The organism is Amycolatopsis marina, assembly GCF_900111885.1.
GTDB lineage: Bacteria > Actinomycetota > Actinomycetes > Mycobacteriales > Pseudonocardiaceae > Amycolatopsis > Amycolatopsis marina.
Genome location: NZ_FOKG01000005.1, coordinates 1 through 26,070 on the forward strand (window position 1 = coordinate 1; position 26,070 = coordinate 26,070).

Genomic DNA, 26,070 nt, shown 5'->3' on the forward strand with positions numbered 1-26,070 from the left:
GGTGGTCGCCACCGAGACGTCCACGCTGACCGTGATCAGCGTGCCGACCGTGGCCTACCTCGGCAACATCACCTACCTCCAGCTCGCCATCGGCTATCTGATCGGCCGGGTACTGGTCGCCTTCGTGCTGTTGCCCAAGTACTACGCGGGCGACCTGGTCAGCGCGTACGGCTTCCTCGGCAAACGGTTCGGCAGCAGCATGCAGGGCACGGCATCGGTGACCTTCCTGGTCACCAGGCTGCTCGCCGACGGAGTCCGGCTCTTCGCCACCGCGATCCCGGTCAAGGTGATGCTGGGTGTGTTCGGCGTGGACGCGCCGTACTGGATCATCGTCGCGGCGATCGCGCTCATGGCGGTGATCTACACGACCCTCGGCGGGATCAAGGCCGTCATCTGGATCGACGTCATCCAGATGGGCATCTACGTTCTCGGCGCGGTGTTCGCGCTGGTGATCCTGACCGGGAAGCTGCCGGACGGCTGGCTCGGCGCCGCGTTCGACGCGGGCAAGTTCCAGCTCTTCGACTTCTCCTCCGACATCATCACCTCGCAGTACGCGTTCATCACGGCGGTCATCGGTGGCGCTCTGTTCGCGATGGCCTCGCACGGCGCGGACCAGCTGATGGTGCAGCGGCTGCTGGCCTGCCGCAACGTCAAGGAAAGCCAGAAGGCCATCATCGCCAGCGGTGTCGTGGTGTTCTTCCAGTTCGCCCTGTTCCTCGTCGTCGGTACGGCGCTGTGGTCGTTCTACAAGGGACTCGCGCCGGCCGACATGGGAATGGCGGCGAGCGACGAACTCTTCCCCACGTTCATCGTCAACGAACTGCCTTCGGGGCTCTCCGGCCTGCTGGTCGCCGGCATCCTGGCGGCGGCGATGAGCACGATCTCGTCCTCGCTGAACTCGCTGTCCACATCCACGGTCAGCGACCTGTACCAGCGCTTCGCGAAGCGCAAGCTGGCGGACAGCGCGATCCTGAAGCACGCGAGGGTGTGGACGGTGGTCTGGGCGTTCGTCTTCATCGGGTTCGCGTCGATGTTCACCACCACCGAGCAGCCCGTGGTCGAGTTGGGCCTGAGCATCGCCAGCTACACCTACGGCGCGCTGCTGGGCGCGTTCTTCCTCGGCATGCTGGTGAAGCGGGCGAGGGAGGCCGACGCGATCGTGGCCTTCCTGTCGACCGTCGTGGTGGTCGCGGTGTTCATCCTCGGCGTCGAGTTCACTGTGGACGGCGAGCAGAAGACGCTGGCGTTCCCGTGGTACGTCCCGCTCGGCGTACTCGTATCGCTGGTCGTCGGTGGACTGCTCTCCCTGCGTCACCCGAAGGACACCTCGGACGACCCCGAGCAGGAAGAAGTCCACGCCAGCTGATCAACCGCACTTTCCCGGGAAAGTGACGTCCTTGCGTACGCGGGGTATCGCACTTTCCCGGGAAAGTGCGCGGCCGAAAATCCGGTTGATCACGACACGGCCGCCTTGTCAGCATGGGACATCAATCGATTGGAAAGTAGGTCCGCCCGGTGTCCCTGAGCGCTGCCCAGATCGATCAGTTCGTCGCGGACGGCTTCGTCAAGCTGGAGAACGCGTTTCCGGCCGAGGTCGGCCAGCGCTGCCTTGCCGAACTGTGGGCCGCCACCGGGTGTTCCCCGACCGACCCGGCAACCTGGACCGAACCGGTGATCCGGCTCGGCGGCTTCAGCACGCCGCCGTTCCGGGAAGCCGCGACCACCGCCGCACTGCACGAGGCCTTCGACCAACTCGTCGGCGAAGGGCGTTGGCAGCCGCTGGGCGGTCTTGGCACGTTCCCGGTCCGGTTTCCCGTGGCCGAAGAACCCGGTGACGACGGCTGGCACGTCGAAGGGAGCTACGCCGGAGCACACGGAGAACTCCGGGTCAACGTCGGCTCCCGTGGCCGGGCGCTGCTGCTGCTCTTCCTGTTCTCGGACGTCGGACCGGACGACGCACCCACCCGCGTCCGGGTCGGATCCCACCTCGACGTCCCCCGGCTGCTCGAACCGTACGGCGAGGACGGGCAGGAATGGATGCCGCTGTGCCAGGAGGCCGTCCCCGCCTCCGCGCACCGGGCCACCGCGCTGGCGACAGGAACCCTCGGCGACGTCTACCTCTGCCATCCGTTCCTCGTGCACGCCGCGCAGCCGCACCGCGGGCACACACCCCGGTTCATGGCACAGCCGCCGCTGCTCCCCCGCGAGCCCCTCGGACTCCGCGACGAGCATCCCAGCCCGGTCGCCCGAGGGATTCTCGCAGGCCTCAGCGGTTGAGACGCTCGACGTCCCCGCGCAGCACGCAGAACTCGTTGCCCTCCGGATCACCGAGTACCACCCAGCCGGTGCCGTCCGGCTCCCGGCAGTCGTCGACAAGGGACGCGCCGAGCGACGCCAACCGCTCGACCTCCTCGTCCCGCGTGCCCTCGGGACGCAGGCACACGTGCACGCGGTTCTTGCCCGCCCTCGGTTCGGGAACCCGCTGGAAGAACAGCACCTCACCGTTCGGGAGCAGTACCTCGGCCTCGTCCTCGCCCGGGGCGTTGTCCTCGTGTGCGGGCGCGTCGAAGACCTGACTCCAGAACCGGGCCAGGCCGTACGGGTCGGCACAGTCGAAGGCAACGTTCTGCAGTCGTGTGGCCATGGGCGCCTCTCTGGGACTCAGGCCGACGCCGGTTCCGGTTCGGGCTCGATGACCACACCGTCGTTGCGCAGGCGCTGCGAGATCACCTTGGTGATGCCGTCGCCCTGCATGCTCACCCCGTAGAGGGCGTCGGCGATCTCCATCGTCGGCTTCTGGTGCGTGATGATGATGAGCTGCGAGCTCTGCCTGAGCTGCTCCAGCAAACCGATCAGCCTGCGCATGTTCGTGTCGTCCAGCGCCGCCTCGACCTCGTCCATCACGTAGAACGGCGAAGGGCGGGCGCGGAAGATCGCCACCAGCATGGCCACGGCGACGAGCGACTTCTCCCCGCCGGAGAGCAGCGAGAGCCGCTTGACCTTCTTGCCGGGCGGGCGTGCCTCGACGTCGACACCGGTGGCGAGCAGGTCGTTCGGCTCGGTCAGCACCATGCGACCCTCGCCGCCGGGGAACAGGACCGAGAAGACGATCTCGAACTCCCGCGCGACGTCCTCGTAGGCGCCCGCGAAGACCTCGAGGATCTTGTCGTCGACCTCCTTGATGACAGTCAGCAGATCCTTGCGGGTGGCCTTGAGGTCCTCGAGCTGGGTGGAGAGGAACTTGTACCGTTCCTCCAGCGCGGCGAACTCCTCCAGCGCCAGCGGGTTCACCTTGCCGAGCAGGGTCAGGTCCTTCTCCGCCCGCTTGGCACGGCGTGCCTGGGTGTCCCGGTCGTAGGGGATCGGCTGCGGGGCCATGACGGTTTCCCCGCGCTCCTTCGCCGCCTCGTACTCGGCGATCTCACCCGCGCCGGGCGGCACCGGAACGTCCGGGCCGTACTCCGCGACCAGATCGTCGAGACCCATGCCGAAGTCCTCGGCGATCTTGGTCTCCAGCTGTTCCAGCCGCAACCGCTGCTCGGCGCGCAGCACCTCGTCGCGGTGCACGGCGTCGGTCAGCTTCTCCAACTCGCCGGACAGCTCCCTGACCTTGCTGCGCACCTGATTCAGCGCCGACTCGCGGCGCAGCCGCTGGCTCTGGATCTCGTCACGTTCGGCGGCCGCGCGCTGCAACGACACCTCGATGCGCTCCAGCGCGGTCTCCCCGCCGTTCACCACGGCGGCGGCGATCTCGGCACCGCGGGCACGTGCGATCCTCGCCTTCTCCGCCCGCTCCCTGGCCTGCTGCTCGGCGTGCGCGGCGCGGCGCAGCGCGTCCGCCCTGCCCGCGATGCCCCTCGCCCGCTCCTCCGCGGTGCGCAGGGCCAGCCGGGCGTCGACCTCCTCCTGCCGGACGGTGGCCAGCGCTCCGGCCGCCTCGTCCCGCTCGCTGGTGTCGGGATCCTCGTCGACCGGCTGTTCGGCCACCGCCGTGAGCCGCTCCTCCAGCTCGACGAGCTGCGCCAGCGCCTGCTCCCGGCTCTGCTCGACCTTGCCGCGCTGGTTGCGCAGGCGCTCGACGTCGGCCTCGGCCGAGCGCACAGCCTGCTGCATCCGGCTCAGCCGCTCCGAGGAGCGAGCCCTGCGCACCTTGGCCTCGCTCAGCGCCTCCTTGGCCTGTCCGACCTCGTCCCTGCGGTCCTGCTGCTCGGCGTGGGCGCCTTCCAGCTCCGCCGCCGTGCGTTCCAGCATCCGTTCCGCGGCAAGCATGCGGTCCTGCGCCTCGTCGACGGCCGCCTGCACCTCGATAACGCTCTCGCTGCGCGCCGACCCGCCGACCGCCCAGTGCGCGCCGTACACATCGCCGTCCTGGGTGACCGTGCACAGCTCCGGGTACGCGAGAACGAGATCCTGTGCCCGTTCCAGCGTGTCCACGATGACCACCCGCTCCAGCGCGCGCTCGACGGCGGGGCGCAGCGCCTCGGGTGCCGTGACCACTTCCCTTGCCCAGCGCGCCCCTGTGGGCAGCGCGGGCCAGGCAGAAGTGTCCACTGTGTACTTCTGGCCGCCGGGTAGAATGCCCGCCCTGCCGGACTCGTTGGCCTTCAGGTACTTCAGCGCGGCTACGGCGTCCTCCCCCGCGCTGACGGCGACCGCGTCGGCGACCGGCCCCAGCGCCGCCGCCAGCGCCACCTCGTACCCTGCTTCCACGGTGAGCAGCGCGGCGACCGAACCGATCAGGCCGGGCAGGTCGTCGGCCGCGCCAAGCAGCGCACCGGCGCCGTCCTTGCGCTTGAGCCCCATGGACAGCGCGTCCACCCTGGCCTTCTCGGACGCGATCTCCCGCTCGGCGGCCCGCTCCGCGCGGACGAGTTCCTCGACCCGTGCCTTCGCGGCGTTGTTGGCCTGTACCGCGCGGTCGTGGCGGTCCTGCAGGTCCGCGTCGTCGGACTCCTCGACGCCGCCCTCCGCGCGGGCCTGCTCGAGTTCCTCGGCGGCCTCCTCGGCGCGCGCGGAGGCCTCCTCGATGCCCACGGTGAGCCGGTCGATCTCCTCCGCGGTGGCGCCTGTCTTGCTGCGCAGGGCCTCCACCTGACCGGTCAGCTTCGCCAGCCCCTCCCTGCGGTCGGCGATCGCGCGCACCGCCGCCATATGGGCCTTCTCGGCGGCCTGCACCTCGCGTTCCAGCTGCTCCCGGCTCTGCACGGTGGCCGAGAGCATCGAACGGGCCTCGGCGACGACGTCGCCCAGTTCCTGCTCCCGCTCGGCCACCCGGTCGGCCTCGGCGAGCATCTCCTCCGGGTCACGTCCCGCGGTGCCGGTCTCCACCTCGCTGGTCAGGTGCCGCTGCCGCTCCACGGCCAGCCGCACGGTGCCGCGGAGCCGTTCGGCCAGCGCGGAAAGCTTGTACCAGGTGTCCTGGGCCGCGGTGAGCTTCGGCGCGTCCTCGGCCAGCGACGCCTCCAGGTCGGTCTGCTCCGAGGTCACGACCTCGAGGGCCTGCTCGACCTCGGCGCGCCGCGCCCGCGCCGCGTTCTCGTCGGCCTCCTCCCGCGCCAGCTCATTGCGCTGGGTCACCAGGTCGTCGGCGTACAGCCGGAGCCTGGAGTCGCGCAGCTCGGACTGCACGGCCTGCGCCTTGCGCGCGATCTCCGCCTGCTTGCCCAGCGGTTTGAGCTGGCGGCGCAGCTCCGTGGTGAGGTCGCCGAGGCGGTCGAGGTTCGCCTGCATGCCGTTGAGCTTGCGCAGCGCCTTTTCCTTGCGCTTGCGGTGCTTGAGCACACCGGCGGCTTCCTCGATGAAGGCCCTGCGCTCCTCCGGCTTGGCCTCGAGGATCTGCGAGAGCTGCCCCTGCCCGACGATGACGTGCATCTCCCGGCCGATCCCGGAGTCGGAGAGCAGTTCCTGCACGTCCAGCAGCCTGCAGTTGCTGCCGTTGATCTCGTACTCGCTGGCCCCGTCGCGGAACATGCGCCGGGTGATGGAGACCTCGGAGTAGTCGATCGGCAGTGCACCGTCGGAGTTGTCGATCGTCAGCGTGACCTCGGCGCGGCCGAGCGGGGCCCGGCCCGCGGTACCGGCGAAGATGACGTCCTCCATCTTGCCGCCACGCAGGTCCTTGGCGCCCTGGGTGCCCATGACCCAGCGCAGCGCGTCCAGGACGTTGGACTTGCCCGACCCGTTCGGCCCGACCACACAGGTGATTCCGGGCTCGAAACGCAGCGTGGTCGCCGAGGCGAAGGACTTGAAGCCCCTGAGCGTCAGGCTTTTCAGGTGCACGTGGTGCTGACCTCTCGCTGCCGGTTCGCAAAAGTTCGGTGTCGGCGGAGTTTACCCGCCGCTGCCTGACGACCGTGGGACCTGGGGCGCAACACAGGCGTGCGGCGCCGGACTCAGCGCTCGACGAACCCCTCGATCCCGCCCTTGGCCGCCGACCACCGCTCCACCACACGATCCACTCGTCCGGGTGACGTACCCGAGCGCAGCGCGGCCAGTAACCGCTCACAGTGTGATTTCGGGCCCTCGGCGACGACCTCGACCCGGCCGTCGGCGAGGTTGCGCGCACTTCCCACCAGGCCGAGTTCGAGTGCTCTGCTCCGCGTCCACCAGCGGAAACCGACCCCCTGGACGGAACCGTGCACCCAGGCGGTCAGGCGTTCGTGTGTTGTCTCGTCGGTCTTGGAAGTCACGGACCCCATGGTGCCCGACCGCCCGCGAACGCGGAGAGTGAACACCCGGCACACAGCCCCTCGCCCATAGTGACCCGACAGTGGTAGCGTGCCGCCGTCCACCATTCGGACTCACCCGTCCGAGTGCTCTTGCTGCGGTCCCGGCACTCGGAACGAGGCCGAGGACGCACAACGCCGAGGACATGGACCGGACTGAGGATCTGCCAGCCACCACCGCTGTACCAAGGAGCCATGCATGACCCCTGTGCCCGGGTCAGGATCGAGCCCACGGGGCGAGACAAAGCCCCCCACAGCACCGACGGAAAAGTTTCAGCGCTCCGGCTACGCGATGCTCGCGGTGAGCGGGCTCGTCGTGGCCACCGCCTTCGCGGGGGTCGCCGAGCTGGTCGGCGGCGGCGTCAGCGAGGCAGGGGGGCCGCCGGCACAGGGCACCGCCCCCGCCGGAGGCGCCCAGTTGATCCCCGGCAACGGCGTGCCGGGAACGGACACGATGACCGTCACCGGCGTGGCCGAAGCGGGCGAGCTGCCGTCGACGTCGGCACCGACCACGGTCGTGAGCGTCGGTCCCGACGGCACCCCGACCACGACGGTCCTCCCGCCACCGCCACCGGGAACACCGAACCAGCCCGGCCCGTCCGGGCGCTCGGACCTGCCGGGGTCCACCACACGCCCCGGCGGTGGCAACAGCTCCACACCACCGCCGGACACCGGGACGACACCCCCACCGGACACCGGAACAACGCCGCCGCCGGACACCAGCACAACCCCGCCACCGGACACCAGCACAACTCCGCCGCCGGTTTCGGAGGAACCACCCGAAGACACTGCGCCTCCCGGCACCTCCGGTTCAGGTGACTCAGACACCAGCGCCTCCCCCAGCTCCTGACGCTCAGGGTTCGAAGCGGTAGCCCATTCCCGGCTCGGTCAGCAGGTGCCGGGGCCGGGAGGGCTCGCGCTCCAGCTTCCTGCGCAGCTGCGCCAGGTACACCCGCAGGTAGTGCGACTCGGAGTCGTACGACGGTCCCCAGACCTCGTGCAGCAGCTGCTTCTGCGCGACCAGCCTGCCCCGGTTGCGGATCAGCAGTTCGAGCACACCCCACTCGGTTTTCGTCAGGTGCACCTCGGCGCCGTCGCGGGTCACCTTCTTGGCCGCGAGGTCCACGGTGAACGAGCTGGTCTCCACGACGGAGTTGGCCTCCTCCGCCGAGCGGTCCGCTGACCGCCGGACCGCGGCGCGCAGCCGGGCGAGCAGTTCGTCCATCCCGAACGGCTTGGTCACGTAGTCGTCGGCGCCCGCGTCGAGCGCGTGCACCTTGTCCGCCGAATCACCCCGCGCCGAGAGCACGATGATCGGCACCTTGGTCCAGCCCCGCAGTCCGCCGATGACCTCGGTCCCGTCCATATCGGGTAGGCCGAGGTCCAGTACCACGACGTCCGGCCTGTTCTCGGCGACGGCTCGCAGCGCAGCGGTGCCGTCATGCGCGGTGATCACCCGGTAGCCACGGGCCGAGAGGTTGATCCGCAGGGCACGCACGATCTGCGGTTCGTCGTCCACCACGAGCACGGTGCTGTCCTTGCCCGGCGTTTCTCCGGTCGTCGAGTTCACGACAACTTCCCTCCTGCCCGGTACCGAGCCGGAAGCGAGATCACCACGGTGAGTCCCCCTCCTGGTGTGTCCTCGGCACTGATCGTTCCTCCCATGGCCTCCGTGAATCCCTTCGCCACGGACAGCCCCAGCCCAACCCCGGGTGTGTTGTCCCGGTCGCCGAGTCGCTGGAACGGGGCGAAGGCCGAGCCCGCCTTGCCTTTGGCCAGCCCGCGTCCGTAGTCGACCACCCGTAGTTCCGCGTGCTCCCCGTGTGCGCTGGCCCGCACCGCGATCGGCCGGGCGGAGCGGCCGTGTCGCAACGCGTTGTCGATCACGTTGGCCACCACCCGTTCCAGCAGGCCCGGATCGGCCAGCACGACCGGCAACCGGTCGTCGATCTCCACGGCCACCGACTCGGTACCATCCACGTTGGACAGCGCATGTGCGACAACCTCCTCGTAGCCGACCGGACGCAGCAGTGGGCGAACCGCCCCCGTCGCCAGCCGGGAGGAGTCGAGCAGGTTGTTCACCAGCCCGGCGAGCCGGTCGGCCGACTGCTCGATCGTCTCCAGCAGCTCCTCGGTGTCCTCTGTAGACAGATCGATGTCCTGTGCCCGCAGGCTTCCCGCCGCGGCCTTGATCGACGTGAGCGGAGTCCGCAGGTCGTGGCCGACGGCGGAAAGCAGCGCGGTTCGCAGTTCGGTGGCCTCGGCCTTGCGTTCCGCCTTCGCTGTGGCCTGGGCAAGACGCTGCTGGCGCAGCACTAGCAAGGCCTGCCCCGCCGCGGCCTCCAGCGCCCTGCGGTCGGAGGCGGGCAACGCACGGCCGCGCAGGGTGAGGTGGACGTCCGCCGTCACCGGCACGTCGGCATCGGCCTCCTCGGGATCGGCGCAGGGATCGACACCGGCGTGCGCCACCCCGTACCAGTGCCCGTCGCGTTTCTCCAGCAACGCCACGGAATCCAGGCCGAAGTTCTCCCGCACCTTCTCCAGCAGCCGTTCCAGCGGCCGGGGATGGGTCAGCACCGTTCTGGCGTAGGTCGCGAGCAGCGCTGCCTCCGTGCGGGCGCGGGAGGCCTGCACCGCACGCCTGGCCGCGAGGTCGACCACAACCGAAACCAGCAGTGCGACGATCACCATCGCGATCAGCGTGATGACGTTGCCCTGCGCGTCGACCGTGAGCGTGTGAAAGGGCTCGGTGAAGAAGAAGTTGAGCAGCAGGGCCGACAGCACAGAGGCCAGCAGGGCGGGCCCGAGGCCGCCGACGAGCGCCACGACGACGCTGACGAGAACGTACGCGATCACGTCGGTGGAGAAGTCGAGCTCGTCACGCAACAGCACACCCGCACCCGTCACGCCGGCGGGCAGCAGCACGGCCAGCAGCCAGCCCATGCTCAGGCGCGACGGAGCCAGTTCACTGCGGACGATCCTGCGCCGCTGCCGCCCGCCCGCCTGCTCGTGCGTAACCATGTGCACGTCGATCGGCCCCGAGTCCTGCACAACCGCTGCGCCGATGCCCTCGTCGAACAGCCTGGCGATCCGGGACCGCCGGGAGGTGCCGAGCACGAGCTGGGTGGCGTTCACGCCTCTGGCGAAGTCGAGCAGCGCCCGGCGTACGTCGTCCCCGACCACGGTGTGGAAGGTCGCCCCGAGTTCGTCGGCGAGCCTGCGGCAGCCGGCGAGCGAGGCAGGCCAGCCCGGCTGTGGGCCCGGCCCGGCGAGACCGTCCCCGCGCAGCACGTGCAGCACGAGCAGTTCGGCCCCTGCCCTGGCCGCGATCCGGCTCGCGCGCCGGATGAGGGTCTCGCTCTCGGGGCCGCCCGTGACCGAGACGACGACCCGCTCCCTGGCCTCCCAGGTGTCGGTGATGCGCTCCTCGGCCCGATACCGCTGCAGGGCTACGTCCACCTGGTCGGCGACCCAGAGCAGGGCCAGTTCCCGGAGCGCGGTCAGATTGCCGGGCCGGAAGTAGTTGGCCAGTGCCGCGTCGACCCGGTCCGCCGGATACACATTGCCGTGGGCCAGCCTGCGGCGCAGTGCCTCCGGGGTGATGTCGACCAGTTCGATCTGCTCCGCGCCGCGCACCACCTCGTCCGGAATCGTCTCCTGCTGGCGCACGCCGGTGATGCGCTCGACCACGTCGTTCATGCTCTGCAGGTGCTGGATGTTGACCGTGGAGATCACGTCGATCCCGGCGGCCAGCAGCTCGGCCACGTCCTGCCACCGCTTGCCGTTCCGGGAGCCGGGAGCGTTGGTGTGCGCCAGCTCGTCGACAACCACCACCTCGGGCGCGCGGGCCAGCACCGCATCGGTGTCGAGCTCGGTGAACTCGTCGCCGCGGTGCACCACGCCGCGCCTCGGCACCAGTTCGAGACCGGCGAGCGCCTCGGCCGTCCTGGATCTGCCGTGCGTCTCCACGAGCCCGATCACAACGTCGGTACCCCGTTCCAGCCGCCTGCGCGCCTCGCCCAGCATCGCGAAGGTCTTCCCGACGCCCGGTGCGGCGCCGAGATAGATGCGCAGCTCACCTCGAACAGGAACGCTCGCCTTGCCAGCAGACGTGTCCTCGGCAGACTCCACGGTCTCAGTGTGCTCCCGTCGCATGTCCCATACCGATCCGACTCGCGGCTACGGCATGTCCGCTGCCGCCCGCACCGTGGTTCACATGCGTGCCAGTCCGCGCAGCGTGAGCGCCAGCATCAGGAACACGCCGATCAGCAGAACGGCGAGGAGTATGTCGGCCATGTCGCTTCGGCACCTCTCGATGAACAGGTCCTCCCTGGTGGGACCCGTGCGCCTCGATCCTGTGGCCGCGGGACGGCGGGGCCGACGCAGCCTGACGACTCCTTGACGCTGGTAGGGGTGCCTTTTGACGGGTCCTTGACGCCTGGTGAGTTCGCCCACAGCAGGTGACGAACTTCCGAGCGGGCGCAAACCGGGCAGACATTTCCGCCAATCCGCGTTACAACAAGATCACATAGTTGCAAACGCTAAGCAATTGGAGGCGAGGCGGATGTGCGGCATCACTGGATGGGTCTCCTTCGACAGCGATCTGACCGGCGAGCGCGCCGTGGTCGACGCGATGACCGCGACGATGGCCTGCAGAGGTCCCGACGACTCCGGAATCTGGACCCGTGAACACGTGGCGCTGGGCCACCGCAGGCTGGCGATCATCGATCTGCCCGGTGGCTCCCAGCCGATGACCGTGCGCACGCCGGGTGGCACGGTCGCGATGGTCTACAGCGGCGAGGCCTACAACTTCACCGAACTCCGTGCCGACCTACACGGTCGGGGTCACCGTTTCGAGACCGACAGCGACACCGAGGTGGTGCTGCGCGGATACCTTGAGTGGGGCAGCGCGGTGGCCGAGCACCTCAACGGGATGTACTCCTTCGCCATCTGGGACGAACGGGAGAACCGGCTGGTGATGATCCGCGACCGGATGGGGATCAAGCCGTTCTACTACTACCCGACCAGGGACGGGGTCCTGTTCGGCTCCGAGCCGAAGGCGATCCTGGCGAACCCGCGTGCGGCGAGGGTCGTCGACGCCGACAGCCTGCGCGAGCTGGTGGCACTCACCAAGACCCCGGGCTGGTCGCTGTGGAAGGGCATGCGCGAGGTGGAGCCGGGCACGATCGTCACCGTCGACAATGGCGGGATCCGCACCCGCACCTACTGGCAGCTGCCGACCGCTCCGCACACCGACAGCAGGGACGACACCGTCGCACACGTGCGCGAACTGCTCACCGACACCGTGCACCGCCAGCTCGTCGCGGACGTGCCGCGCTGCGTCCTGCTCTCCGGCGGGCTCGACTCGAGCGCCATCACCGGGCTTGCCGCGGCGCACCTGGGCGAGCAGGGCGAGCGGCTGCGCACCTTCTCCGTCGACTTCGCGGGACAGGAGGAGAACTTCGTACCGGACGAGCTGCGCGACACCCCGGACTCGCCCTACGTTCGTGACGTCGCCCAGCTGGTCGGCTCGGCGCAGCAGAACGTGATGCTGAACCCGGACGAGCTCACCGACCCTGCCGTACGCAGGGCGGTCATCAGGGCACGGGACATTCCGGCCGGTCTCGGGGACATGGACGTCTCGCTGTACCTGCTGTTCAAGGCCATTCGCGCGGAGTCGACCGTGGCTTTGTCCGGCGAATCGGCCGACGAGGTCTTCGGCGGCTACCGCTGGTTCCACGACGATCGTGCGCGGATGGCCGACACCTTTCCCTGGCTGGCCGCGCACAACTCCCTCACCGCGGACCGTGACGCACTGTTGCGGCCGGAGGTACGCGACCTGCTCGACGTCCGCTCCTATACCGCCGACCAGTACGCGACCGCGGTGGCCGCGGTGGAGCACCTGGACGAAGCGGACGAGTTCGAACGCCGTATGCGGACCGTGTGCCGACTGCATCTGACCCGCTTCGTCCGGCTGCTGCTGGACCGTAAGGACAGGGCTTCGATGGCGGTGGGACTCGAGGTGCGCGTCCCCTTCTGCGACCACCGGCTGGTCGAGTACGTCTACAACACGCCGTGGTCGCTGAAGACCTTCGACTCCAGGGAGAAAAGCCTGCTGCGCCATGCGACCAGCCACGTGCTGCCCACGTCGGTGGTGGAGCGCGTCAATAGCCCGTACCCATCGACCCAGGATCCGCGGTACGCCGCGGCACTGCAGCAGCAGGCCAAGGAGGTGCTGGCCGAGCACGACGGTCCCGTGCACGAACTGGTGGACCGGGACTGGCTGACCGAGGCGACGCAGCTCGACTCGGCCACCATGCCGGCCGCCACCCGCCAGGGCCTCGACCGTGTGCTGGACCTCTACCACTGGTTCGATCTGTACCGCCCACAGCTCGACCTCGCCTGAGCGCCGCACCCGGATCGCACTTTTACGGGAAAGTGCGACCGAAGGGGCACTCCGGGGCGCACTCTTACGGGAAAGTACCGACCCCGGTGTCGTCCACACCCTTCCTTCGGCTGGTTTTTCGGCTCGTAATGTCGTTCGTAAACGTAAGTAACGTCACAAGAGGTATATGATTGGACCAACCACACAGAAGGGGGCACCCGTATGGACATCAGGCCGGTTCCAGAGGCCCCGAGCATCGAACTGCTCGACAGCTACACGAAGCTGCTGGAACTCGTCCGTACCGGTGAGGCAGAGACGAGACCGGCGCTCAGTCTGCGCACCGGTCTCGGCCGTACCGCCATCACCCAGCGCACCACGACGCTGCTGGAAGCTGGTCTTCTGGAGGAGGGCGACCTCAACCCCTCCACCGGCGGACGCCAGGCCAGGACGTTGCGCTTCCGCAAGGACGCGGGCCGGATCCTGACTGCCGAACTCGGCGCGACCGGGTTCACGGCGGGGATCACCGACCTGCTCGGCAACGTCCTGACCCTGCGCCACCGCGACTGCGACATCGCGCTCGGTCCCGATCCGGTGCTCACCGAGGTCGAGGCGACACTGGACGAGATACTGCGGGACACCGGCACCGCACCCACCCAGGTGTGGGGAGTGGGCCTCGGTCTGCCCGGCCCCGTGGAGTTCGCCACGGGGCGCCCCTCCGAACCGCCGATCATGCCCGGCTGGAACAACCATCCCGTCCGAGACCGGCTGGCCCGCCACTACGAAGCTCCGGTGTGGATCGACAACGAGGTGAACCTGCTCTGCCTCGGCGAACTCCGCACTCCGGGACTTCCGCTCGGCGGGGACCTGCTCTACATCAAGATCGGTACCGGCATCGGCGCGGGCATCAGCAATGGCGGCAGGCTGCACAGGGGCGCCCAGGGCTGCGCGGGTGACATCGGGCATGCCGCGGCCTCCGACGACAGCAGCGTGGTGTGCCGGTGCGGGAAGACCGGGTGTCTGGAGGCACTGGCCGGGGGCGCCGCCCTCGCCAGGGACGGCACGGCGCTGGCTCGCTCCGGCACTAGCGGGTTGCTCTCGGAGGTGCTCGCCGAGCGCGGCTCCATCACCGGCGAGGACGTGACCGCGGCGGCCAGGGCCGGTGATCACCACGCCGTGCAGCTGCTGGTCCAGGCAGGCAGGCGAATCGGCACGATGCTGGCGACCATGGTCAACTTCTACAATCCGTCGACCATCCTGCTCGGCGGCCAGGTGGCCGACGCGGGTGACCTCTTCCTCGCGACGATCCGGGAGACCATCTACCGGCGGTCACTGCCGCTGTCCACAAGGGAGCTGCGGATCGACCGTGCGCGCCTCGGCGAGGAGGGCGGTCTGGTCGGCGCCGCGTACATGGTGCTCGACGAGCTGTTCTCCAGCCGCCACTTCGGACAGTGGCTTCCGGTGGGCACGCCTGCCGGCATGCCGGAGATGCACACGGCGAACGGCAGGAGCGGGATTCTCGCCTGAGTGCCACCCCGCGGCTGAGGATCACCTGATAGTCGCCTGTGAAGTTCCGGCAGCGGGCACGGAAATGGGGCACCCCGACGTTGACACAGGTGTAACACCCATTCACGTACAGCCCGAGGTGAGGACCATGACCGCCGCATTCAGCCGGACCGCGTTCGCCGGACCGTCGAGGGGACCGGCACTGCCGACCCTGCCCGAGGGCTGGCCCATCGGCTCCTACGACTCCTACGCCGAGGCACAGCGAGCAGTGGATCACCTGGCGGACAGCGATTTTCCGGTCCAGGACGTGACGATCGTCGGCGTCGAACCGATGCTCGTCGAACGCGTGGACGGGCGTCTCACCTGGGGCAAGGTGCTGGCGGGAGGGGCGATGTCAGGGGCCTGGTTCGGGCTCTTCGTCGGACTGCTGCTGAGCATGTTCACCCCCGGCGCGGGTCTGCCGCCGATCGTGATCGGCCTCCTCGCCGGTGTCGGTTTCGGGCTGGCCTTCTCGGCCATGAGTTACGCGGCCACCCGTGGCAGGCGTGACTTCGTGTCGCACAGCCAGTTCGTCGCCCGCCGCTACGACGTGCTGTCGATGCCGCGCAACGCCGAACAGGGACGCGAACTACTCGCCACACTGGCGGCGCGCACGGCACTGGTCCACTGAGAACCGAGCTGAGCTGACGAGCCTGAACCGGACGAGGAGCGAGTGGCCCCCGACGCCACTCGCTCCTCGTGCCGCTACTTCTCGCCAGGCTGCTGCGGAGTCACCGACTTGGGGATGGCAGCGGAGAACGGGACACCGGTGATCTCCCGGCAGGTCGGCCGGTAGGCGTTGTAGCCGTTGTAGTAACCCTGGTCGTCGTAGGCGCCGTAATCGATGTGCGGCCGGGGATAGTGATTGTCCTCGCCGACCCGCATGTTGCTGCCGGTGCTCTTGTCGCATCCGTACCGAGCGGTGGTGAGCGGGTTGCCCTGACCGTCGTAGAGGTAGACATCGGTCAACGGTTTGCCCTCGGCGTCGAACGCGTAGATGTTCTCCACCAGCCGGTTGTCGTAGAGCAACTCGTTCGGTCCCGAGGAGTACCGGCCCGTGGAGTAGTACGGATCGCCGGAGGTGCCGCGTTCGTACACCATTTCCACGAACTGGCCCGCGAGACCCAGCAGACTGCCGACCACGAACGCGGACACGGGCAGGCTCACCCAGAGCAGGCGCCGGTCCTCCGCCGACTTCGGCCCGGCCCACAACACCGCGACACCGACGGCCACGAACACCGGCAGCGCGAGTACAGCACTTACGCTGCCCAGCAACAACAACACGCCCAACCCGAGCAGGACCGCGGCACAGAGCAGCCACCAGGCCGGCCGCAACGACGCGAGATAACGCAGAGCCGCTCCAATCCGGCCACTCTCTCGCTGACCGAACGTGTCACGAATCCGGCGCATTTCAGGTAGGTCCTCCACGGGACGGACTCCGTGCTTCCACACGTACCAGGCGCTCGCGCCCAGCACGGGCAGCAGAATGGCGAACGGGTACAGGTAGTCGTCGGCCAGATTGACGGCGACCCCGAATCCCGTGAGCAGCACCCCGAACACCCCGAGCACCAGACTCCACGCCGCCAGCCGGGCTCCCGTGTTGCGCTTCGGCTCGGTGGCCCGCGCCGCCTGTTCGACGGGCGGGGCGGGATAGCCGCCCGCCGCCCGTAGTTCGGCGGCATAGCTCTCCGGCGAACCGAGCCGCTCGACCAGTGCGGCCAGTGTCGCGGACTCCCCCAGTTCGGTGCCGATGTCCTGCAGGTGGGGACGGACGTCCTCGAGGATCTCCTCCACCTCGGCGTCGGGGAGGTCAGCCAGCGCCGTCCTGACCCGCGCCAGGTAGTCGCGCACCCCGCCCGAATTCTGTGTGCTCATGTCTTTACCTCACTCGCCGGCGGGCTGCACATCGCTCAGTGCCACACCCGACTTGTTCACGGTGCCGGTCGCTCATGTCTCTCCCTGTGTGCCGCGTACGCCTGCACCGCCGGTCATGCCGCCTCGCCCAGCAGGTCGTCCATCGTCTTGGCGAACGAATGCCAGGTTCTGCCCGCCTCCGCCAGCCGCTGCCGCCCCAGTTCGTTCATGCTGTAGTACTTGCGGTGCGGGCCTTCCTCGCTCGGCACGACGTACGACGTCAGCAAACCGGCCTTGTACAGCCGTCGCAGCGTCCCGTACACCGAGGCGTCGCCCACCTCGTCCAAACCGGCCTGCCGCAGCCTGCGCAGTACGTCGTATCCGTAGCCGTCCTGCTCGCGCAGCACCGCCAGCACCGCGAGATCGAGCACACCCTTGAGTAGCTGACTGATCTCCACGTGTTCCTCCAGACTCGCACTAAGGACGGTACCACGCATACCGCAGTAGCGCGCACAGCGTTAGGCATGTCGGAGTGTCGGTGGACCCGACATGTGGATAGGAACTGTCAGCGAGCGCGGCGCGGCCGGGGCTGGCAGCGCGGGCAGGAGAACGACGACCGGTTCATGAAGGGGTCGCGCCGGATCGGTGTGCCACAGCGGCGGCAGGGCAAGCCCTCCTGGCCGTAGGCGTCGAGCGAGCGGTCGAAGTAACCGGACTGGCCGTTGACGTTGACGTACAGCGCGTCGAACGAGGTCCCTCCGGCTCGCAGCGCCTCGTTCATCACCTCGGTCGCCGCCTCGAGCAGCGTGCGCGCCTGGCCCGCCGTGAGCCGGTCGGCGGGACGGGCCCAGTGCAGCCTGGACCGCCACAGCGCCTCGTCGGCGTAGATGTTGCCGACACCGGAGACGAGGGTCTGGTCGAGCAGGGCCCGCTTCACCTCGGTCCTGCGGGAGCGCAGGGCGCGCATACCGTGCCGGGGGTCGAAATCGGGATCCATCGGATCGCGGGCGATGTGGGCGATCGTTTCCGGCAGCAGTGTGCCGTCGGACTCGACCAGGTCCGCGAGTGCGAGGCCACCGAAGGTGCGCTGGTCGACGAACCGAAGCTCGGGACCGCCGTCGGCGAACCGCATCCGGACACGCAGGTGCTTCTCGTCCGCCGTGGTCTCGGGCTGCACCCGCATCTGACCACTCATGCCGAGATGCGCGAGAACCGCCGACCGGTCGGCGAGTTCGAGCCACAGGTACTTGCCCCGCCTGCGGGCGGCATCGATGCGGACACCGGCGAGGCGGCCGGTGAAGTCCTCGGCACCGAGGACATGGCGGCGAATGGCTCTCGGATGCAGTACTTCGACATCGGCGATCGTGCGACCCGCGACGTGCTCCTGCAGGCCGGCTCTGACGACCTCCACCTCGGGAAGCTCGGGCACGCCGTGTTACTCCTGGGCCGTGCCGTCTGGCCCCAGTTCCGCGGACAACGCGCGCCATGCGGACTCGGCGGCCTTCTGCTCGGCTTCCTTTTTGGTGCTGCCGTCGCCGTGACCGAGGTCCCTGCCCGCGACGAGCACGATGGCGGTGAACTCCTTGCGGTGGTCGGGTCCGGTGTCCTCGACCTTGTACTCCGGCACGCCGAGGCCCGCGGAGGCCGTGAGCTCCTGCAGGCTGGTCTTCCAGTCCAGGCCGGCACCGCGCAGCGGCGCCTCGGCCAGCAACCCGTCGAACAACCGGTGCACCAGTGTGCGCGCGGTGTCGATTCCGTGAGCCAGGTAGGCAGCACCGATCACGGCCTCGAGACCGTCGGCGAGAATGCTCGCCTTGTCCCTGCCGCCGGTGAGCTCCTCACCCTTGCCCAGCAGCAGGTGCGCACCGAGCCCACCCTCACCGAGCCCTCTGGCCACCCCGGCCAGCGCATGCATGTTCACCACACTGGCCCGCAACTTGGCGAGCTGGCCCTCCGGCAGATCGGGATGCTGGTTGTACAGATGGTCGGTGACGACCAGACCAAGCACCGCGTCCCCGAGAAACTCCAGCCGCTCGTTCGGCGGCAGGCCACCGTTCTCATACGCGTAGGAACGGTGGGTGAGCGCAAGCGTCAGCAGCTCGGCGTCGAAGTCGACGCCGAGCGCCTCGAGCAATGGGGTGGGGTCAGCTGCCGGACCACCGTGTGACGACTTTCCCCCCATTATCTGTAAGCCGACCGTCTCAGGCGGGCTCGACGACCTGGCGACCGTCGTACTGACCGCAGGTGGGGCAGGCGGTGTGCTGCGGCTTCGGCTGCTTGCACGCGCGGTTGGAGCAAGGCACCAGGTGCACGGCGCTCGTCTTCCACTGGGCGCGGCGCGAGCGGGTGTTGGAACGCGACATCTTCCGCTTCGGGACGGCCACGACTGGTTCTCCTCATCAGCATCTGCTCGCGGACGCGAGCGTTCTCGTCATCACCGGCGCGGGCAGTTACCCGCGCCCGGCTGCTTCATCAAGCGTTGTCGTCGGCACCGCTCGCCGGAGTGTCGTCGTCGGCACCGTTCGAGGTACCTTCGAGACGTTCGACCAGCGCGGCCCACCGAGGATCTATGGTCTCATGCCCGTGTCCGGGCTCGAGATCGGCCCACTTCACGCCGCACTCGGCGCACAGACCTGCGCAGTCCTCGGTGCACAGCGGCACCTGCGGCAGCGCGAGCACCAGCGCGTCCCGCACTGCGGGCTCGAGATCGATCCGGTCGTCGATCAGCCTGCTGACCTCGTCCTCGTCGGTGGTGGCCTCGGTCGTCGAGTGCGGGTACGCGAACAGCTCGGTCAGCTCGACCTCGATCTCGTCGGAGATGGGGTCGAGGCAGCGCGAGCAGTGCCCGGTGGTCGGCGCGATCGCGCTTCCCGTCACCAGCACACCCTCGACGACCGACTCCAGGAGCAGGTCCAGGTCGATCTCCGCGCCCTTGGGCACGATGATCACGTCGGGCACGCCGAGCGAGGTGTCGAACGGCGCCTGACGGCGCAGTGACCGGCTGAGGCCGGCTCGCCTGCCGAGCTCACGGGTGTCGACCACCCACGGGCTACGCGCGTCGAGTGGACCATGGGTGGCAGTTCTGAATTCGGACATCGTCTCTTCACGCGTGATGGTCGGTGGTACTTGCGCAACCCGTCCAGCGTACGCGAGGCCCGGCATACCGCCCACCGCGCGGCTGCCAGTGCTCGCTACTGGTAGTCGTACACCGGGGTGCGCTGGCCTGCCGCGCTCCCAGGAGCACGCAGGTGGTTGCGGCCGGAGTCGACCGTACGCAGGGTCGTCGCCAGCAACTCGGAGAACTCGGCCAGCTTGCCGTCGACGTAGGCGTCGCAATCGGCTCGCTGCCGGTCGGCCTCGCCGTGTGCCTCGTCGACGATACGCGCGGACTCGGCGTGGGCCGCCTGCACGATCTCGGTCTGCGACACCAGCCGCGCCTGCTCGTTGCGCCCCTCGTCCACCGCGCGGTCGTAGGCGTCCCTGCCCGCCTGGATCATCCGCTCGGACTCGTGCCGCGAGCGTTCGGTGAGGTTCTGGTACTCGGTTTGGCCCGCGGCGACCGCCCGGTCCGCCTCGGCGTGCGCGTCGGCGACGATCTGCTCGGCACGGGCCTGCGCCTCGGCGACCATCCGCTCCGCCTCGGCCTGTGAGTCCGCGAGCAGCCGCTCGGCCTCCGCGCTGGCGCCGCCGACGGCCGAATCGGCCTCGGTACGGGCCTTCAACAGGATCTCGTCGCGCTTGTCGAGCACGTCCTGCGCGTCGTCCACCTCGCCGGGCAGCGCGTCCCGCACGTCGTCGAGCAGCTCGAGGACGTCGCCACGCGGCACGACGCAACTGGAGGTCATCGGCACCCCGCGTGCCTCTTCCACGATCGTGACGAGCTCGTCCAGAGCTTCGAACACCCGGTACACGGCAACTCCCTAGTGGCCATTCATCCCCGTACGGCTAGCGACCAGTTTGCCTGGTCACTAGCCGAATCCGGGGCAGGCGGCGGCTGCCGGGCGTGTCTGGCCCTCAGGCCGCGAGGTCGACCGCGAGGAACGTCCGGTAGTGATCCGGCGTGTAGGCGATCTCGCCGCCATCGCCCGCGATGACCCTGTCCTGCTCGCCGACCTGGTGCAGCTGGTAGTAACCGGACTCGCAGGCGGGCAGCACGCCCTCCCGGTTCTCGTAGGTGATGCCGGTGGCTCCGTCACGCGCGTCGTCGACCACCGCTCGCGCCGCCGAGGACAGTGCGGAGTACGCGACGGTGTCCAGTTCGGACAGGTCGCCGCACGCCGTCCCCTGCTCCCCGTCCACGTCGATCAGCACGAAACTGGCGTAGTGGTCGGCGGTGTAGAAGTACTCGCCACCCTCGCCGGTCACGATCCGCCGCGCTCCCCGGTCCGGGCTGCCCGGCGTGGGAACGGTGTACTCGTGGTAGTAGCCGGAGGAGCAGTCCGGGAGCAGGCCCTCCCGGTTCTGGAACACGGTTCCGTCCTTGTCGGGATACGGGAAGGGGCCATCCGACTGGATCAGGTCGTAGGTCTCGCTCGCCTCGGCGGGCAGCGCGGAGAGCGGTGTCTTCTCGAAACCCGAGGTGTCACCACACGCCGCCTGGGCTGCCTGGGCCACCTGGGCCTGTTGGGCGGCGGGCAGGGCCTGCGCGGCACCGAAGCCGAGGCCGCCGAGCAGGGCGAAGAGGAGGACGAACAGGGTCGTGGCTGAACGCATCCGTATGTTGGTCATTTTCCGACCGTAAGCCGCGAGGGTGATCGTCCGATAGCGCTCAGGTGAATTCTCCGACGAACGGAGGGGGCGTCAGGCGCGCTCGGCGAGCCGCGCGGTGAGGCGCTCGTGCACGTGCTCGGGCACCATCTGCGTGACGTCCCCGCCGTAGGTTGCGACCTCCTTGACCAGGGAGCTGGACAGGAAGCTGTAGGTCGGGTTGTTCGACATCAGCAGGGTCTCGACGCCGGACAGCTCCCGGTTCATCTGCGCCATCTGCAGCTCGTAGTCGAAATCGCTCACCGAGCGAAGACCCTTCGCGATCGCGGCGATGTCGTTCCGCCTGCAGTACTCGACCAACAGCCCGTGCCAGGAGTCCACCCGCACGTTGGGCAGTTTGGCCGTCACCTCGCGCAGCATCTCCATCCGTTCCTCGATGGAGAACAGGCCCTTCTTGCTCTTGTTGATCAGCACCGCGACCACAACCTCGTCGAAGAGGCTGGACGCTCGCTCGATGATGTCGAGATGACCGTTGGTCGCCGGGTCGTAGGAGCCGGGGCACACCGCTCGCCGCATGGCCGGACGCTACCAAGCCACACGCGCGCCTGCGCGGTATGTGACGAATGCGTCCCTCAGTGCCTGTCGAGAACACGCGACGTGTCCAGGCGGGAGCGGTTTCAGCCGGTGTACTCGGCGCGGTAGAGCGCCGTGTCCCCGTACCGCCTGCTGCGCAACGGATCGAAGCCCGAAGGCCAGTCCGGCTCGCCGTCCCGCTCTGCGCGCTCGACGACGACAAGGCCGCCCGCGGCCACCCACCCGCCCCGCGGCAGCGCGGCGAGCATCGCGGTCAGCTCCGCCCCGCCCACCGCGTACGGCGGATCGGCGAGGACGAGATCGAACGGGGCGGCCGAGTCCGGTGCGGACTCGGCCAGCACCTGGTCAACGCGCCCGTGCCGCACCCGGCCACCGAGGCCGACCGCCGCGATGTTCCCGCGCAGTACCTCGACGGCGGAGCGGTCGGCCTCCACGAACACCGCTTCGCCCGCGCCACGGGACAGCGCCTCGAGACCAAGCGCGCCGGAACCGGCGTACAGGTCGAGCACCCTCGCCCCGTCGAGCTCACCCGCGACCTCCAGCGCGTTGAACAGCGCCTCGCGAACCCGTTCCGAGGTGGGCCGGGTGCCGCGGGGCGGCACCCGCAGCCGCCTGCCGCCCGCCTGCCCGGCCACGATCCTGGTCACCCCGACATCTTGACTCACCGCGCCGGATGTGTTTTTCGCCGGGACTTGGTGAAGTCGCCGCACGGGTTGCGTATTGTCGTTCTTCGCCCTCCCGACGTTGAGTGAGCAATTGAGCTGCTAGGAGCCTGCGTGTCGGAACCTCGGGTCAGACGAGCCGAGATCGCTGTCGAACAGAGTCACGTCGACCGCGTCTACGCTCGTCTCGCGGAACTGCGCGCACAGGCGGAGTCGATGCGCACCAAGGGATACGAGATCGGCCACGGTGCGCAACGGGAGGCCGTTTTCGAGCAGGCCTCCATGCTCTTCGAACGCGACATGATGGTCTTCCACGCCACGCAGACCCTGCAGACACTGGACGCCGAGTACGAGGGTCTTGTGTTCGGCAAGCTGGACTACGCGGCGGCCGCGCAGGAGACCGAGCCGCTCTACGTCGGCAGGCTGGGCATCCGGGACGCCGACTTCGACAACCTCGTCACCGACTGGCGCGCCCCTGCCGCCGCCGCCTTCTACCAGGCCACGGCCGAGGAGCCGATGGACGTCGTGCGCCGCAGGGTGATCCGGTGCTCCGGGCAGAAGGTGCTCGACGTCGACGACGACGTGTTGATGGCCGACGCCGTACCCGAGGACATGCGCGTGGTTGGCGAGGGCGCGCTGATGGCGGCGCTGGGCCGCTCCCGCGGCGAGAAGATGCGCGACATCGTGGCCACCATCCAGCGCGAACAGGACGAGGTCATCCGCGCGCCGTGGCGCGGGGTGACCGAGATCACCGGCGGTCCGGGCACCGGTAAGACCGCGGTCGCGCTGCACCGGGCCGCCTACCTGCTCTACCGGTACCGCAGGCAGCTCGGCGGAGCCGGCGTGCTGGTCATCGGTCCTTCCGGGGTGTTCACCACCTACATCTCCCGGGTGCTGCCCTCCATGGGTGAGACGAACGTGGAGCTGCGGGCACTGGGCGAGGTACTCGACGGCATCGCGGCTACCAGGCAGGACCCCGCCCCGCTCGCCGCGATCAAGGGCTCGCTGCGGATGCGCAAGGTGCTGCTGAAGGCACTGCGGGCGACACCGCCGGACGCACCGGAAGAGATGCGGATCGTCTACCGGGGCGAGGTGCTCAGGCTCGGCGCCAGGGAACTGGACAAGGTGCGACGCAAGGTGCACACGCAGGGCGGCCCGCCGAACCGGTCCAGGGTGCGCGCGGCCGAGGCATTGCTCGGTGCGCTCGCCGACAAGGCCGAGGAGTACGCGAACGCCGACGACAGGACGGTCGAAAGGGCCGAACTGATCAACGATCTCGGTGAGCGGATCGACTTCCACCGGTTCCTGGTGACGTGGTGGCCCGCCCTCTACCCGGCCCAGGTGCTCGGCTGGCTCGGCGACGAGCGCAGGCTGGCGCGAGCGGGCAAACAGCTGCTGTCCTCCGGCGAGATCACGATACTGGCCGCCTCCATGCGCGACCGCACTCGCGGCTGGTCCGTCGCCGACATCGCACTGCTGGACGAACTGCGGGTGCTGCTCGGTCCCCCGCCGAAGCGCCGCAGGCAGGACAACAGGCTCGAACTGGATGCCGAGCAGGCGCGGGACAGCACGGCCGTGCGGGACCGGCACCGGCCCGAGCACTACGACGAGTACTCCCACATCGTGGTGGACGAGTCGCAGGACCTCTCCCCCATGCAGTGGCGGATGGTCGGTAGGAGGGGCCGTTTCGCGAGCTGGACCGTGGTCGGTGACCCGGTGCAGAGTTCGTGGCCGGATCCCGCGGAAGCCGCGCAGGCCAGGGACGCCGCGTTCGGTACGCGGACGGCGCGCAGGCGCTACACGCTGCGGACGAACTACCGGAACTCGGCGGAGATCTTCGCCCTCGCCGCGCGGGTGGTCGCCGGGCACGCGGAGGCGGACGATCTGCCCCACGCCGTGCGCACGACCGGACTCGTGCCCGAGGTCCGCACCATCGAACGCGGCACCGCCGAGGGCGCCGTGCAGGCCGCGGTCAAGGAGCAACTCGGCTCGGTGGACGGCACCGTCGGTGTGATCTGCGCCATGGACCGGGTCGGCGAGGTGGAGCAGTGGCTGCGCGGGCAGACCGACGAACGACTCAAGGTCGTCGGCAGTCTGGACTCGAAGGGACTCGAGTACGACGCGGTGGTCCTGCTCGAACCCACCGAACTGATCACCGAGTCGACGACCGGGCGCAGGGTGCTCTACGTCGCACTGACCCGCGCCACCCAGCAGCTCACCGTCCTGGCTTCGGACCAGGACTGGCTGCCGGACCAGGACTGAACTCCTCACTCTCCGCACAAAGACAACTACGCGCATTTCGCCGTCGAAGTTGGTTTGTCACTGACAATTCCGATGATGAATTGGACTACACCGCCGTTCGAATTTCGCGGCAAAGTGAGTACTATTCACCCGGCCGTATTCCGTCAGCGGTCCCGTTCGACCCGGAGGGCTATTCACGATCAGCCGGACGGGGGTGGCCCGGAGGGCTACTCGCGGCTGGTCGATGCAGGTGAGATGCGTGCATCGGTGACGTGTGTCGCGTGAATAGCCCTCAGCTGAATAGTCCACACAGCCTGCCGATGTGCGATCCACTCGGCGGCCCACATCGCAAGCCGAGATGGAGTGTGTCCTTGATGACACTGTTCTCTTCGATGCGTGGCCCGTCCGCGCGCCGTCCGGCGCACCGGGTGACCACCGCCATCGGGGCCGCGCTCGTGCTGCTGGCCACCGCCGCCTGCACCGCGGAACCGCAGCAGACACCACCCCAGGACACCGCGTCCGGCGCGCCCAGCCTGTTGGACCTGGCTCCTGTTGCCAGCGCGGAGGAACTCGGCTCCTCCCGCACGGCCGCGGCGATCAAGCGACGTGGGGAGCTCCTCGTCGGCGGTGAGGTGAACATGCCGCTGCTGTCCCAGCGGAACCCCACCACGGGGCAGACCGAGGGATTCGACGCCACACTGAGCAAAATGCTCGCGAAGTACATCATCGGCGAGCCGAACACGAAGATCATCAAATCCACTCCGGAGACCCGTGAAGCACTGCTGCGGATCAACACGGTCGACGTGGTGATCCGGATTTACTCCATCACCCCGGCACGAGCGGAAAAGGTGTCGTTCGCGGGCCCCTACCTCACTTCGGGGCAGGCCATAGCCACCCTGAAAACAGAAAAGAACATCACCGCCCCGGAAGACCTCAACGGAAAGACCGTGCTCGCCGTCGCGGGTGCGACCAGCGTTCAGGCCGTGCGGGACCACGCACCCGATGCCGAGATCAAGACCTTCGACACGGCTCCGGAGTGCATCCAGGCGCTGGAGGACGGTGGCGGCGACGCGTACGTGCACGATCTCACGCTGCTGGCGGGGTTCGCGTTCCTGAACGAGAAGATCCAGGTGGTGGGCGACCCGTTCACCAGCGAGCCCTACGGAATCGGCCTGCGCCACGGGGACGAGGAGTTCAAGCAGTTCATCAACACCTGGCTGAAGAAAATCGAGGATGCCGGGCTGTGGGAGCAGGCGTGGCAGCAGTCGCTCGGCACGGTGGTCGCGGGCGACCCGCCCGAGCCCCCCGCGATCGGCTCGGCACCCGGGTCTTGACCCAGGACCCGATCGGGAAGTAACTG

Annotated in this window: 23 protein-coding genes; 7 read left to right on the forward strand and 16 right to left on the reverse strand. The window is 68.9% G+C overall.

The features are described 5' to 3' along the window. Together BM199_RS09575 and BM199_RS09580 are read left to right on the forward strand one after the other, a co-directional pair. The coding region (locus BM199_RS09575) for a sodium:solute symporter (protein ID WP_143101807.1) at positions 1-1,366 on the forward strand (1,366 nt) is incomplete at its 5' end. A 149-nt stretch (positions 1,367-1,515) separates the two neighbouring features. After that, positions 1,516-2,277 carry a phytanoyl-CoA dioxygenase family protein gene (locus BM199_RS09580; protein WP_091672179.1) on the forward strand — a complete coding sequence of 254 codons (762 nt, stop codon included), beginning with the start codon at positions 1,516-1,518 and terminating at the stop codon, positions 2,275-2,277. On the opposite strand, the gene BM199_RS09585 is transcribed toward BM199_RS09580, so the two are convergent. The 6 genes from BM199_RS09585 to BM199_RS09610 all read right to left on the reverse strand — a co-directional run bounded on the left by BM199_RS09585 (position 2,267) and on the right by BM199_RS09610 (position 10,880). Continuing rightward, entirely contained in the window at positions 2,267-2,644 is a 378-nt protein-coding gene (locus tag BM199_RS09585; protein ID WP_091672180.1) for a VOC family protein, read from the reverse strand. The genes BM199_RS09580 and BM199_RS09585 overlap by 11 nt on opposite strands. 17 nt (positions 2,645-2,661) lie before the next feature. Next, positions 2,662-6,279, reverse strand: a complete 3,618-nt coding sequence (smc, locus tag BM199_RS09590; protein WP_091672182.1) for a chromosome segregation protein SMC — start codon at positions 6,277-6,279, stop codon at positions 2,662-2,664. Positions 6,280-6,392: 113 nt separating this feature from the next. After that, a complete protein-coding gene (locus BM199_RS09595) occupies positions 6,393-6,698 on the reverse strand; it encodes an acylphosphatase (protein ID WP_091672184.1) in 306 nt (101 codons plus the stop codon). Between the two features lie 312 nt (positions 6,699-7,010). Next, positions 7,011-7,553 carry a hypothetical protein gene (locus tag BM199_RS33815; RefSeq protein WP_177242554.1) on the reverse strand — a complete coding sequence of 181 codons (543 nt, stop codon included), beginning with the start codon at positions 7,551-7,553 and terminating at the stop codon, positions 7,011-7,013. A gap of 25 nt (positions 7,554-7,578) precedes the next feature. Continuing rightward, entirely contained in the window at positions 7,579-8,295 is a 717-nt protein-coding gene (locus BM199_RS09605; RefSeq protein WP_091672187.1) for a response regulator, read from the reverse strand. Beyond that, positions 8,292-10,880 carry a sensor histidine kinase gene (locus BM199_RS09610; protein ID WP_091672189.1) on the reverse strand — a complete coding sequence of 863 codons (2,589 nt, stop codon included), beginning with the start codon at positions 10,878-10,880 and terminating at the stop codon, positions 8,292-8,294. The genes BM199_RS09605 and BM199_RS09610 overlap by 4 nt, the downstream gene beginning before the upstream one ends. A 409-nt stretch (positions 10,881-11,289) precedes the next feature. Between BM199_RS09610 and asnB the strand changes: the two genes are divergently transcribed. The 3 genes from asnB to BM199_RS09625 all read left to right on the forward strand — a co-directional run bounded on the left by asnB (position 11,290) and on the right by BM199_RS09625 (position 15,283). Next, complete coding sequence (asnB, locus tag BM199_RS09615; protein WP_091672191.1) at positions 11,290-13,131, forward strand: asparagine synthase (glutamine-hydrolyzing); 1,842 nt, start codon at positions 11,290-11,292, stop codon at positions 13,129-13,131. A gap of 201 nt (positions 13,132-13,332) precedes the next feature. Further along, entirely contained in the window at positions 13,333-14,634 is a 1,302-nt protein-coding gene (locus BM199_RS09620; protein ID WP_091672192.1) for an ROK family protein, read from the forward strand. Positions 14,635-14,761: 127 nt separating this feature from the next. Beyond that, a complete protein-coding gene (locus BM199_RS09625; protein WP_091672194.1) occupies positions 14,762-15,283 on the forward strand; it encodes a YflT domain-containing protein in 522 nt (173 codons plus the stop codon). A 74-nt stretch (positions 15,284-15,357) separates the two neighbouring features. Here the strand turns inward: BM199_RS09625 and BM199_RS09630 are convergent, their stop codons facing one another. The 10 genes from BM199_RS09630 to rsmD all read right to left on the reverse strand — a co-directional run bounded on the left by BM199_RS09630 (position 15,358) and on the right by rsmD (position 22,472). Beyond that, entirely contained in the window at positions 15,358-16,527 is a 1,170-nt protein-coding gene (locus tag BM199_RS09630; protein ID WP_091672195.1) for a DUF1700 domain-containing protein, read from the reverse strand. Positions 16,528-16,640: 113 nt separating this feature from the next. After that, entirely contained in the window at positions 16,641-16,964 is a 324-nt protein-coding gene (locus BM199_RS09635; RefSeq protein WP_091672197.1) for a PadR family transcriptional regulator, read from the reverse strand. 107 nt (positions 16,965-17,071) lie between these two features. Next, positions 17,072-17,935, reverse strand: a complete 864-nt coding sequence (gene mutM / locus BM199_RS09640) for a bifunctional DNA-formamidopyrimidine glycosylase/DNA-(apurinic or apyrimidinic site) lyase (RefSeq protein WP_091672199.1) — start codon at positions 17,933-17,935, stop codon at positions 17,072-17,074. Positions 17,936-17,941: 6 nt separating this feature from the next. Next, positions 17,942-18,688 carry a ribonuclease III gene (gene rnc / locus BM199_RS09645; RefSeq protein ID WP_091672201.1) on the reverse strand — a complete coding sequence of 249 codons (747 nt, stop codon included), beginning with the start codon at positions 18,686-18,688 and terminating at the stop codon, positions 17,942-17,944. A 19-nt stretch (positions 18,689-18,707) separates the two neighbouring features. Next, positions 18,708-18,890: a 50S ribosomal protein L32 gene (gene rpmF / locus BM199_RS09650; RefSeq protein WP_091672203.1), complete on the reverse strand. Its 183-nt coding sequence runs from the start codon at positions 18,888-18,890 to the stop codon at positions 18,708-18,710. 88 nt (positions 18,891-18,978) lie between these two features. Next, positions 18,979-19,602 carry a YceD family protein gene (locus BM199_RS09655; protein ID WP_091672205.1) on the reverse strand — a complete coding sequence of 208 codons (624 nt, stop codon included), beginning with the start codon at positions 19,600-19,602 and terminating at the stop codon, positions 18,979-18,981. Between the two features lie 95 nt (positions 19,603-19,697). Continuing rightward, the gene (locus tag BM199_RS09660; RefSeq protein ID WP_091672206.1) at positions 19,698-20,417 is read right to left on the reverse strand and encodes a flotillin family protein; all 720 of its coding nucleotides are present in this window, start codon (positions 20,415-20,417) and stop codon (positions 19,698-19,700) included. A 103-nt stretch (positions 20,418-20,520) separates the two neighbouring features. Next, positions 20,521-21,234, reverse strand: coding sequence for a ribonuclease domain-containing protein (locus BM199_RS09665; protein ID WP_091672208.1), 714 nt, complete (start codon positions 21,232-21,234; stop codon positions 20,521-20,523). A gap of 72 nt (positions 21,235-21,306) precedes the next feature. Beyond that, positions 21,307-21,789, reverse strand: a complete 483-nt coding sequence (gene coaD, locus BM199_RS09670) for a pantetheine-phosphate adenylyltransferase (protein ID WP_091672209.1) — start codon at positions 21,787-21,789, stop codon at positions 21,307-21,309. A gap of 101 nt (positions 21,790-21,890) precedes the next feature. Continuing rightward, positions 21,891-22,472: a 16S rRNA (guanine(966)-N(2))-methyltransferase RsmD gene (gene rsmD, locus BM199_RS09675; RefSeq protein ID WP_281245685.1), complete on the reverse strand. Its 582-nt coding sequence runs from the start codon at positions 22,470-22,472 to the stop codon at positions 21,891-21,893. Between the two features lie 111 nt (positions 22,473-22,583). Here rsmD and BM199_RS09680 point away from each other — a divergent pair, with 111 nt between their 5' ends. Beyond that, complete coding sequence (locus tag BM199_RS09680; RefSeq protein ID WP_091672213.1) at positions 22,584-24,731, forward strand: HelD family protein; 2,148 nt, start codon at positions 22,584-22,586, stop codon at positions 24,729-24,731. A gap of 353 nt (positions 24,732-25,084) precedes the next feature. Then, positions 25,085-26,044 (forward strand): glutamate ABC transporter substrate-binding protein, encoded by a 960-nt coding sequence (locus BM199_RS09685; RefSeq protein ID WP_245788258.1) that lies wholly within the window; start codon positions 25,085-25,087, stop codon positions 26,042-26,044. Positions 26,045-26,070 lie beyond the last annotated feature (26 nt).

Coding starts and splice junctions, on each gene's coding strand:
- BM199_RS09585 (WP_091672180.1), bottom strand. CDS start 2,644: ATGGCCACACGACTGCAGAACGTTGCCTTCGACTGTGCCGACCCGTAC.
- BM199_RS09595 (WP_091672184.1), bottom strand. CDS start 6,698: ATGGGGTCCGTGACTTCCAAGACCGACGAGACAACACACGAACGCCTG.
- BM199_RS09610 (WP_091672189.1), bottom strand. CDS start 10,880: ATGCGACGGGAGCACACTGAGACCGTGGAGTCTGCCGAGGACACGTCT.
- asnB (WP_091672191.1), top strand. CDS start 11,290: ATGTGCGGCATCACTGGATGGGTCTCCTTCGACAGCGATCTGACCGGC.
- BM199_RS09620 (WP_091672192.1), top strand. CDS start 13,333: ATGGACATCAGGCCGGTTCCAGAGGCCCCGAGCATCGAACTGCTCGAC.
- BM199_RS09625 (WP_091672194.1), top strand. CDS start 14,762: ATGACCGCCGCATTCAGCCGGACCGCGTTCGCCGGACCGTCGAGGGGA.
- BM199_RS09630 (WP_091672195.1), bottom strand. CDS start 16,527: ATGAGCACACAGAATTCGGGCGGGGTGCGCGACTACCTGGCGCGGGTC.
- rnc (WP_091672201.1), bottom strand. CDS start 18,688: ATGGGGGGAAAGTCGTCACACGGTGGTCCGGCAGCTGACCCCACCCCA.
- BM199_RS09655 (WP_091672205.1), bottom strand. CDS start 19,602: ATGTCCGAATTCAGAACTGCCACCCATGGTCCACTCGACGCGCGTAGC.
- BM199_RS09665 (WP_091672208.1), bottom strand. CDS start 21,234: ATGACCAACATACGGATGCGTTCAGCCACGACCCTGTTCGTCCTCCTC.
- coaD (WP_091672209.1), bottom strand. CDS start 21,789: ATGCGGCGAGCGGTGTGCCCCGGCTCCTACGACCCGGCGACCAACGGT.
- BM199_RS09685 (WP_245788258.1), top strand. CDS start 25,085: ATGACACTGTTCTCTTCGATGCGTGGCCCGTCCGCGCGCCGTCCGGCG.